The following is a 1,373-nucleotide window of genomic DNA, read 5'->3' as shown; positions in this document are numbered from 1 at the left end:
GGTTTTTGAGATCCGAACGGTCCTTTCTTTGGGCCGTCTTCTCTTTTCTGGCAGGATAAATTGCTTCACATTCTCCCGCATTTTCTTCAGCTTCGTCGGGATTGTCCCTGGTTTCCCCAGTGAGCACCAAATGAGTTCATCCTGGATCAACCTCATCGCCATCACGAAGCTTATTCGAAGTGGTGATACCTCTGCTTCCCGTGCTATCTGACTCATCTCCATTCTGATCAGATTATAGGCCGTCAACAGACCCCATATTTCCTGGTAAATCCCGCTCACTTTCTGGCTGCGCAACAGCGTGGCTGTATTCAGTTGGAACTGTTTCAGCTCTCCGTAACCATTTTCTATACTCCACCTTTCCTGATACACATAACGCAGTGAGTCTGCCGGATACTGCTCCGGCTCTGTCAGCGAGGTGATAAAACCTTTGTAATCACCGGATTCACCCTCACAGTCTATTAACCGGGCCTGCCAGTATTCAGGCAACGAGCAGTCCTGTTTTCGGGCCTGCGGTGAGACCTGCATCTCCACCAGATGGTCTCCTTCACCAAACGTTTCCAGTATCCGGTATTTTGTATTGCCCTTCAGGGGAACCAGCCAGTGCGCTTCCTGCTGCTTTCTCTGCCAGTTAATCAGTAATCCTGCAGATAAGTAACAGCGGTCAAACAGCGTCAGACTGTTCGCCTGCACGGATAACGGCTTCGCGTAATTCACTTCGCTGGTATTGGCCGGACCGAATTTAACATCATGGATTAACCGGCTACGCAGTGACATCAGAGCGCACAACCTGACCATCGGGTATTCCGTGTGTCTGTCCGGGCGATGTTTTATATACTCAAAATGCTCCGCAAGTTCTGGTGTATCAGGCGTACGAAAGAGCGTGCCATCAACGGCAAACAGGCGAAGGCCGTGCCAGAGATCATCCTTGTCTTCCTGCTGAGTCCAGTGACCGGCTGTCAGGGTGAAGAGTTCCCGGAGCGGTTCATCGCTGAGCCGCTGCCGGGCCTGGGCAATAGAGCTGGCCGCAAGGGTCTCTCCCTCCTTCGAACGGAGGACGAGGTCGAGTTTTGCCACCACATCAGTGATGGGACGGTCACGGTACAGACCCATACCCACAATCAGCCAGACCACAAGTTCTGCAGGGAGCTTACGTTTACGGATACTGGCTTTATTGGTGGAATCAAGTACCTGAGAAATCCACTCAAGGGGAATGGCACGCTGAAAGCAGGAAAGTGAAGCGGGTTCAGCCCAGGTCTGCGTCTCGTCAAGCCAGGTCGAAAGCATAAAAAAGCCCCATCAGAGAATTGATGAGGCTATTGTCGTCTACCCGCCGGATCGTTCAACCGATCATTTTGCTTAACCGATCGGTGTTA

The 1,373-nt window shown here is 51.8% G+C and carries 1 protein-coding gene; it reads right to left on the bottom strand.

Annotated elements, in window-relative coordinates:
- Window positions 1–1,284, bottom strand: a 1,284-nt coding sequence (locus Q3A88_RS21815) for an IS4 family transposase (protein ID WP_317178661.1), incomplete at its 3' end; no start/stop codon positions are given.
- Window positions 1,285–1,373 lie beyond the last annotated feature (89 nt).

The sequence above is a fragment of the Pectobacterium sp. HCp5_1 genome (assembly GCF_032905925.1).
Lineage (GTDB): Bacteria > Pseudomonadota > Gammaproteobacteria > Enterobacterales > Enterobacteriaceae > Pectobacterium > Pectobacterium brasiliense_A.
The sequence above is the reverse complement of the archived record's forward strand: the minus strand, read 5'-3'. Positions and strand labels throughout refer to the sequence as shown.